This window comes from Neobacillus niacini (genome assembly GCF_031456445.1).
GTDB lineage: Bacteria > Bacillota > Bacilli > Bacillales > Cytobacillaceae > Neobacillus > Neobacillus niacini_I.
In genome coordinates, this window is the sequence record NZ_JAVDUQ010000018.1 from 84970 (window position 1) to 93796 (window position 8827).

Consider the following 8827-nt stretch of genomic DNA (forward strand, 5'->3'; position numbering starts at 1 on the left):
AGCAAGATATTGAAATGATTTTTATGATAAAAATAGACTAGTGATTTTTTTGAAAAATTGGAGGTTTTATTTTGATTGATTGGCAAGACAACGTGCGCGAACTAACATTGTTTACTCCAAAGGAATTTAATTTTAACGAGAATCTAAATTACTTGATGAGATCTTCGATTGAATGTATGTATGTGATTAAGGACGAGCGGATATATAAGGCTATATCGGTGGGGCAGGAGGATTCCATAATTGAAATAAGCACAGATGCTGAAAACAACTTGGTTATTCGCTTTTTAAGAGATTCGGCCCCCGCAAGTAAATTGACGCGAGCTGCTGTGGCCAACTATGTGTGGGAATGGTTTGATTTGGAAAGAGATTTGATGCCGTTTTATGGGATGGCTGAAAATGATTCCCTTTTAAAAGGAGCGATTGTTTCGTTTTATGGGTTGCGGATTATGGGGATTCCCGATTTGTTTGAGGCACTTTGCTGGGGAATCATCGGACAGCAAATTAATCTGACTTTTGCTTATACATTAAAACGGCGTCTTGTTGAAAAATTTGGGCGGTGTGTGGAATTTGAAGGTGAATCCTATTGGATTTTTCCTAAACCTTCTGATATTGCTAGTTTAAATGTGGAGGATTTAGTGGGGTTACGGATGACCGTTAAGAAATGTGAGTATCTTATTGATGTTGCTAAACTGATGGTAGAGGGAAAGTTAACAAAAGAATTGTTATTGGGTACCGGAAATTTTAAAAGTGGGGAAAAAATATTAATCAGCATTCGCGGGATTGGGCCCTGGACGGCTAATTATGTGTTAATGCGCTGTTTGCGGTTTCCTAATGCTTTCCCAATTGATGATGTCGGATTACATAATGCGATAAAACAAGTCTTAGGAATGGATACCAAACCAACAAAGAAAGAAATTTTGCAACTGGCGGAGAATTGGACCGGCTGGGAGGCCTATGCAACGTTTTATTTATGGAGATTTCTTTATTAATAAAACAAATTAGTGAATAGCTTTTTTATGTAAATCGTACAAAGAGGAGTAGCTGAAATGGGGGGATCAAAAAATGATGTTGATCCCCGATTTATCATTGAAAAGCTAGATAAGCAATTTGTCCAAATGGGCATTCCTAAAAAATCTAGTATGAAATATTTTAAGCTTACTACCAAACAATTAGATAAAATTTATACTAACAGAATCCGAAATATTCTAGATTACACAAAATAAAGTGTAGAGTAGGAACTATTTTACCGAAATCCAAATTTCCGAGTAGTAATTTTCACTAGAAGGATCTCCTCCTGGATAGACCTCTAACTCGGGTGAACCGGCATGCTTAAACCCGCTTGTTGGAAACCATTCGGTAAAAATTTGTTTCCACGCCTTTTGCATGGCAGTTGGCATCGACCCGTTTACTTCAAAAACAACCCATTTGGAAGCTGGAATTTCTAGAATGCTCAATCCTGTAGGTACCACACCTTCATATTCTGTTGCAACCCAATAATCCATTTCTTCAGGTTGCTGAGCATTGTTTTCCACACATACACCTAAAACACCTTTTATACCTATATTATTCAGGTCATATAGGCGATCACTCGTTCCATCCGCATTCACTTCATCCCAAAGTTTCGGAATGCTACGAAGATTTTCTCCATTCACGAGTGAAAATTTCCGTTTGATTCCTACAATTTGAAATGGACCTTTATTTAGAATACTATACTTCATCAGTTCTGCTCCTTTCAGACTCACTTGGATGATTCGGTGGTTATAAGTTTTCGTAATTTCATGGATGATAATTATTTAAATCCTGTCATTTTGTGTTGTGTTTGGAATTGTCCAAAAGTTCTTCTGCATATCGGATACTTTCTTTTAACCATACCGGTGCATTGGGATGATGATGAATTTCATCTGTACTCAACCAATGGACTCCCTCAACCTCATCTGGGCTTTTAACAAAAGGTTCGCCTTGATCCAATTCACAAAGAAACACGATATTCAACACTTCCCTCCCATCCGCAATGGAAAAAGAAGTGTTACTTACCAGTTTCATATTTTCCTTTACCCTAACTCCCACTTCTTCATAAACTTCTCGAATAAGGGTTTTTTCCAAAATAGTTTGAGCATCCCCCTCATTGTCAACAGTGCCTCCAACAAGTGAGAGTAGGCCTCCGGCATGTTCCTCTTTTTTACTGCGCTCTATTACAAACCACTTACCTTCCCTATGTATGGCAGCTTCAACATTCACAATAAACATGTGGACTCCCCTTTTTATAATAGTAATAAAATGGTATATTCTAACTATACATAATACTCGGTAAAAAGTTAAGCCAAACTAAATCGAAAGTAGGTAAGCAATGAGATATGACGTAATTGTAGTAGGTGCTGGTCTCGCTGGTTTAGTTACAACAGCCGAACTAGCTGATGCCGGTAAAAAAGTACTGCTTTTAGATCAAGAACCGGAAGCATCCCTTGGCGGTCAGGCATGGTGGTCGTTTGGCGGGTTATTTCTTGTCGATTCTCCCGAACAACGAAGAATGGGAATCAAGGATTCCCGCGAACTTGCCTGGCAGGACTGGTTGGGCGCAGCAGGATATGACCGCTTAGAGGATGAAGATTATTGGGGGATGAAATGGGCGGAGGCTTATGTTGATTTTGCGGCTGGTGAAAAACGTCAATGGCTTTACGATATGGGAGTACGCTTTTTCCCGGTAGTTGGCTGGGCGGAGCGTGGAGGATACCTTGCTGAAGGACATGGAAACTCCGTGCCGAGGTTTCACATTGTATGGGGCACCGGTCCCGGGTTAATAAAACCCTTTGAAGAACGTGTACGAAAAGCAATGAAGAATGGTCTTGTCGACTACCGTCCGCGTCATCGCGTTAATGAACTCCTTACTCAAAACGGTGCAGTAATTGGTGTCCGTGGAGATACCCTTGTTCCAAGCACCATAGCCCGTGGTGAAGCAAGCTCTCGTGAGGTTGGTGGGAATTTTGAGTTTCAAGCACAAGCTGTTGGGATAACGAGTGGTGGGATTGGCGGTAATCATGATTTGATTCGGAAAAATTGGCCTGCCCGGCTTGGAGAAGCTCCGAAAAATATGATTTCCGGTGTTCCGGAACATGTCGATGGAAGAATGCTTTCAATTACAGAAAAAGCCGGCGGACGCGTCGTCAATCGAGACCGGATGTGGCATTATACGGAAGGTATTAAAAACTGGAATTCGGTTTGGCCAATGCATGGGATTCGGATTCTTCCCGGTCCTTCTTCTATATGGCTTGATGCAACCGGCAAGCGTTTCCCGGCACCGCACTTTCCCGGTTTTGACACATTGGGAACACTGGAAGTCATTATGAAAACAGGCTATGATTATTCTTGGTTTATTTTAACTCAGAAAATCATCGAAAAAGAGTTTGCATTATCAGGTTCTGAACAAAATCCTGATTTAACTGAGAAAAGTATTAAAAAAGTTTTATCCCGTGTGCTCCCTGGCCCTACTCCGCCAGTAAAAGCATTTTTGGATAAAGGTGAGGATTTTGTAGTGGCGAAAACATTGCAAGAGCTTGTTGCTGGAATGAACAAACTTATCGGGAATGATTTGCTTAAATTTGAAGAAGTTAAACGCCAAATTCTTGCAAGAGACCGTGAAATGGATAACACTTTTACGAAGGATTTGCAAATAACAGCCTTACGCGGTGCACGGAACTATCTTGGGGATAAGCTAATAAGAGTTGCTTCCCCTCATAAAATCCTCGATCCAAAAATGGGACCGTTGGTTGCTGTTCGACTCAATATCCTTAGTCGTAAAACGCTGGGCGGGCTGCAAACGGACTTATCTGGGCGTGTCTTGGATTTTTCGGGTAACCCTGTACCTGGTCTTTATGCAGCTGGAGAGGTTTCCGGCTTTGGCGGCGGCGGGATACACGGGTACCGCTCACTAGAAGGAACTTTTGTCGGAGGTTGTCTTTTTACTGGAAGGCAGGCAGGCTGTGCTTTGGTGAAGGAATTAAAATAGATGTAAAAGCAGAGGTATTCACCTTGAAAACCACTGCTTTTTTTACTTTTTCTTTTTTAAATAAAAGGTTTCTTCATTTGGAAGATTTATTTGCCAGTTTTAAAGGTTATTTGTCATATTCTGCAATATATTTTCCACTTTTGCTAGTTTATTTTCCACAATACCCACTTCAAAAGAAAAAACACCGCACTTATTAAAGTTACGGTGTTTCAATTGCTAAATTAATTCATAAACACAAATTCCGTCCTGCTTCCCGTCTGACCGGCGATAACTTCTAGTCTGGCATCAATCCGCTCTTTTAATTCAGGGACATGGGAGATGATTCCAACCAAACGGCCACTGCTTTGGATATCAATTAACGCTTCAATCGCCTGATCAAGTGATTCAGGGTCGAGCGTTCCAAATCCTTCATCAATAAACATCGTTTCCAACGAAACGCCGCCGGCATAGTTTTGAACCACATCAGCAAGTCCCAAGGCTAATGATAGAGCAGCCTTAAAGCTTTCCCCGCCGGACAGTGTTTTAACATGACGTTCCTGGCCCGTATATTGGTCAAAAACGAGCAGCTCTAAACCACTTTGAACATTCCCTTTCGAACGGTCCGTTTTTCTACTCAAATGGAAACGACCCGATGTCATCCTTCTTAAACGGACATTCGCCTCTCTTAAAATATCATCCAAAAAGGCGGCAAGCACAAAGCGTTCAAAGGTAATCCGGAAAGTATTTTTCCCGCTGGAGATATCGGCAAGATGGCCAATCAATTTATGTCTTTCCTCCAGTACCTTCATTTGCTCATTCAAATCAACAATTCGTTGATATATTTCTTCATTATCACGCTTCTTCATAATAAAATCAGTCCGGTCCTGAATTAACTTGTCAACTTCACGGCCAAATTTTTCTAAATCCTCCCGTAATGCGGCAACATCAGGGGTTTTAACATCCTTCAATAACTCCTGTAATTGCTCAAATTGGTCGGTCACAGACCTTAAATCCTCTCGATAGCGGCGAATTTCCATTTCCAGGGAATGAATTTCTTCCTCTGAAAGCTTAGAAGAATTGTAATCTCCCCATTTTTCAAAACCTTGCTCCGTTAACTGATTTACAAACGCTGCACGTTCCGTATCAAGCTCAACCGCTTTTGCAGCAAGAATTTTTTCAGCATCTACTAATCTTGCTGATTCAGCAGTATGACCTTCTTTAACAGTTTGTAATTGCTGCTTTGCTGCCTCGAACTGTTGAAGCAAGGACTCGTGAAGTTTTTTTGACGAAGCGAGTGCCTTTTCATATTCAGCTTCCGTCCGCAGATTTTCTGGAATACTTTTCATCATTCGTGTCAAATCAGTATTCTTTGCTGTAAATCGAACCTTTAGATCCATAACATTATTGGCAAGCTGCTGAAGAGCACTCTGCAAGTCTGTTTTTCCCAATTCCGCATTCTCCAAATTCTCTTGCACTTGTCCGAAGAGTTTTATTTGTTCACCAAGGTTTCTCTGAACCTGTGCCAAACGATTTTTTTCAAAAGTAACCTCCAATTTCACATCATTCAAATCATTCTCTGTAAAATCGGCCCGGTGCAGCTGAATTTCTTGAAAAATTTCATTCAATACTTCCCGCTGCCGTTTTTCTTCAGAAAGACTTTCATAGTAGCTTGATTCATCTTTTGACTTTTCCTTATCTAATAGCGTTACTTGTTCTTTTGCTGCCTTTAAATCTTGTTCATTTGGAATCGAATCTTCATGAAAAGGTGCCGGAGCTGGATGATGCTCAGAGCCGCAGACTGGGCATGCTTCGCCATCATGGAGCTTTGCTGCCAAAAGAGAAGCTTGTCCATGAACCCATTTATTCTCTAAGTTTTCCAGATGAGTTTTAGCATCCAAATACCGGGCAGTTGTATTTTCATAACGGCCAGTTACCAGCTTTAATTTATTTTCCGCCTTTCGATGTAATTCCAGTGTTGTTTCATATTTTGTGAGGCGCTCGATTTCTGACTGAAGGCTATCCATTTGGCTATTATTCTCGACAAAGGCAATCTGACCCTTTTCAATTTCAGCCTTTTGCTGAGAAAGAGATTTTAGCTGTTCCTCCAACTGCACCAGTTTCTTTTCTGTTTTTTGCTGTTCTTCCAGCTTCAATTTCAGCTGGTTTTCCACCTGTTTCTTCTCTTTATCAAGTGTTGCAAAGGAATAAACATCCTCTTTCATATGAACAAGACGATTAATTTCCTCCTGGGCAGCCTGGCGCTCCCCTTCCCTTTCAAGTTCTGCTTGAAGCCTGAGTTCACTTTGCTGGATAAGTGCGGTTAATTTTTCAATTTCAGTTTGAATGGAGGTAACCGAATTTTGCGCTTCATCCATCTGCCGCTTTAACCGGTGACAGAGTTCTTCTTGCTTCGCCAACAATGCTGCCTTACGTGCCTTTTCAACCTGTTTCTCCTTATCGAAAAACATCTCAGTTTGTGCCTCAAGTCCTGTTTTCCGAATCCTTAACTGTTCCTTTGTCTCAAGCTGTTTCAGAATCGCTTCTGCTTCAAAAAGCTGTGCTTTGCACCTATCTTGTTCCTGTGTTTTTTCCTTCACTGCTTGTTCCAATTTTTCAAGTGCTTCCGCCATTCCACCAATTTCCTGCAGTAATAACGGCAGGATAATGATGTCATTTTCACTTCCCGCTTCCAAGTATTCACGTAGCTCCTCATTGGTAACAGCTTGAATCCGATAAATCGCTTCATTTCTCGCCTTGACCTGGTCTTCAACAGATTTTTTCAAATCAACCGCTTCAATCTTCAGCTTATCTTCTACCAATTTATATACCTGTGTATGAAATAGCCGCTGTAAAATGACTTCTTTATCTTTACTATCTGAAGTAAGCAGCTTACGGAATTCACCTTGAGGTATCATCAGAATCTGCCGAAATTGATTACTGTCTATCAACATAATTTCTTTAATTTTTTCCTCAACATCACTGACCTTAGACGCAATCAGCTTTTTCTCACCGGTTTCATCCACGATGTAAAGCTCGGCTTTTGCGCCAATTTGCGTATAGCCATCGCCTTTTTCCTTCTTTTTTAACTGCTGCGGCGAGCGGGTGATCGAATACCGTTTGTTTCGGAGGGAAAATTCGAGTGAGACCTCAGTCAATAAATCATCCGGGGCAAACTGGCTGCGAAGCTCCGGTCCATTACGATCTTCACCACTTGCTTTTCCATAGATGGCATAGCTAATGGCATCAAAGATCGTTGTTTTGCCCGAACCGGTTTTTCCCGAAATGACAAACATGGTTCGGTTGCCCAGCTCAGTAAAGTCAATCGTCTCAGAACCTGCATATGGTCCGAATGCTTGCATCGTCAGTTTTATTGGTTTCATTTCGATCCCTCCTCTTTCATAACTTTTTCAATCACTTCAGCCATAACTGCTTTTTTGTCATCCGTAAATTCAGCAGAGGTCATTTCGTTATAAAATTGTTCAAATAACTCAATCTCTGATCTTTTATCCCCTTGGGCCGCATTGTAGGATTGTTTTTTCTTCATATCGGTTAAATCGATTTTCCGTTCAAGGTGCAGAACATTTGGATAGACCTGGCGTAATTTATTAATCGGGTCGATTAATGCACCTTCATCCAATAGCGATATTTTTAAATAATCATGGACACGTTCTTTTTCGTAAAAGGCAGGATCCAATAATTCGTCCAAATGCCCTTCCAACTCCCTCATATCATGTGTGGGGGCTAGAGCACGATAACGATGTGTAAACTGGCCTTTGTTATCCATTTCAATAATGGAGATGGATTTATTTTGTTTCGCTTCTGAAAAGGAATATTTAAGAAGTGATCCAGAATACTTCACCTTTTGATGGTTAATGGCGTCAGGACTATGAAGATGTCCGAGTGCGGTATAGGAAAATGGTTCAAATAGTTCTGCCCCGACACAACCGGAACCGCCGACAGATAAAACTCGTTCAGAGTCCGACGTCTTTCCGCCCAAAACAAAGGCATGTCCTACCACGACATTTGGTTCGTTAGGATTTAACGTTTCCTCCATTCTGCCGATTAGTGCCTTCATCGCATCATGATGGGAATGAATCGTGTCATCCTCAAGAAGATGCCGGACTACACCAGGCTCAGCATAAGGAACAAGATAAAAATTGACGCCATTGACTTGGACTGGTGTAAACATATTGGTCATTTTTCCGGTTAGATAAAATTGACTGTGTTTGTACCATGAACTTCCAAACGAGAGGCGCTCGGCACTGTCATGGTTTCCGGCAATTGCCACAATCGGCGTTTTCAGTTCGACATTGATTTTAAAAAGGATTTCATCTAATAATTCGACGGCATCTGTTGGAGGGACGGAACGATCATATAAATCTCCGGCAATGACCACGGCATCTGGTTTTTCCTCTTCAACTACCTGTACAAATTGCTCAAGAACCTCACGCTGATTCTCCGTCATATAGACACCATGGACCAATTTTCCTAGGTGCCAATCGGCCGTATGGATAAATTTCATTTATTTCACCCCGATAGCTAGATTTTAATACTACTATTATAGCAAAATATTATCTGTAAGAGTTTGGGAAATCCAAGAAGGAATTGAAGGTTATATGGAAGTGGAAAGTAAACCTAGACATAGGGGATCTTATGGAAGGCCATATAGACAAAATCTTTCTAATGGCTGAAGAACAGTCTATAAATTCCTGTTTTATAGACAAAATCTGCTGATTCATTGGATTCAGTTGCATAGGACACGGCTACGCTACCGTGAACGAGATTCCCCACTGGATTCGGTCACATAGAACCTTGCTACGCTACCATCAACGGGATTCTTCACTG

Annotated in this window: 7 protein-coding genes; 3 read left to right on the forward strand and 4 right to left on the reverse strand. The window is 41.1% G+C overall.

The features are described 5' to 3' along the window. Positions 1-71 precede the first annotated feature (71 nt). Both J2Y67_RS15665 and J2Y67_RS15670 read left to right on the forward strand, forming a co-directional pair. Entirely contained in the window at positions 72-989 is a 918-nt protein-coding gene (locus J2Y67_RS15665) for a DNA-3-methyladenine glycosylase family protein (RefSeq protein WP_310175623.1), read from the forward strand. A gap of 57 nt (positions 990-1046) precedes the next feature. Beyond that, positions 1047-1223 (forward strand): hypothetical protein, encoded by a 177-nt coding sequence (locus J2Y67_RS15670; protein ID WP_310175625.1) that lies wholly within the window; start codon positions 1047-1049, stop codon positions 1221-1223. Positions 1224-1238: 15 nt separating this feature from the next. Here the strand turns inward: J2Y67_RS15670 and J2Y67_RS15675 are convergent, their stop codons facing one another. Beyond that, positions 1239-1718 carry a GyrI-like domain-containing protein gene (locus tag J2Y67_RS15675; protein WP_310175628.1) on the reverse strand — a complete coding sequence of 160 codons (480 nt, stop codon included), beginning with the start codon at positions 1716-1718 and terminating at the stop codon, positions 1239-1241. Positions 1719-1803: 85 nt separating this feature from the next. After that, the gene (locus J2Y67_RS15680) at positions 1804-2247 is read right to left on the reverse strand and encodes an NUDIX hydrolase (RefSeq protein ID WP_310175630.1); all 444 of its coding nucleotides are present in this window, start codon (positions 2245-2247) and stop codon (positions 1804-1806) included. A gap of 100 nt (positions 2248-2347) precedes the next feature. On the opposite strand from J2Y67_RS15680, the gene J2Y67_RS15685 reads away from it, so the two are divergent. Beyond that, complete coding sequence (locus J2Y67_RS15685) at positions 2348-4003, forward strand: FAD-binding dehydrogenase (RefSeq protein WP_310175632.1); 1656 nt, start codon at positions 2348-2350, stop codon at positions 4001-4003. Between the two features lie 221 nt (positions 4004-4224). Here J2Y67_RS15685 and J2Y67_RS15690 read toward each other — a convergent pair whose 3' ends face one another. Further along, positions 4225-7362 carry an SMC family ATPase gene (locus tag J2Y67_RS15690; RefSeq protein ID WP_310175634.1) on the reverse strand — a complete coding sequence of 1046 codons (3138 nt, stop codon included), beginning with the start codon at positions 7360-7362 and terminating at the stop codon, positions 4225-4227. Then, positions 7359-8504, reverse strand: coding sequence for an exonuclease SbcCD subunit D (locus J2Y67_RS15695; RefSeq protein WP_310175636.1), 1146 nt, complete (start codon positions 8502-8504; stop codon positions 7359-7361). The genes J2Y67_RS15690 and J2Y67_RS15695 overlap by 4 nt, the downstream gene beginning before the upstream one ends. Between the last annotated feature and the right edge of the window lie 323 nt (positions 8505-8827).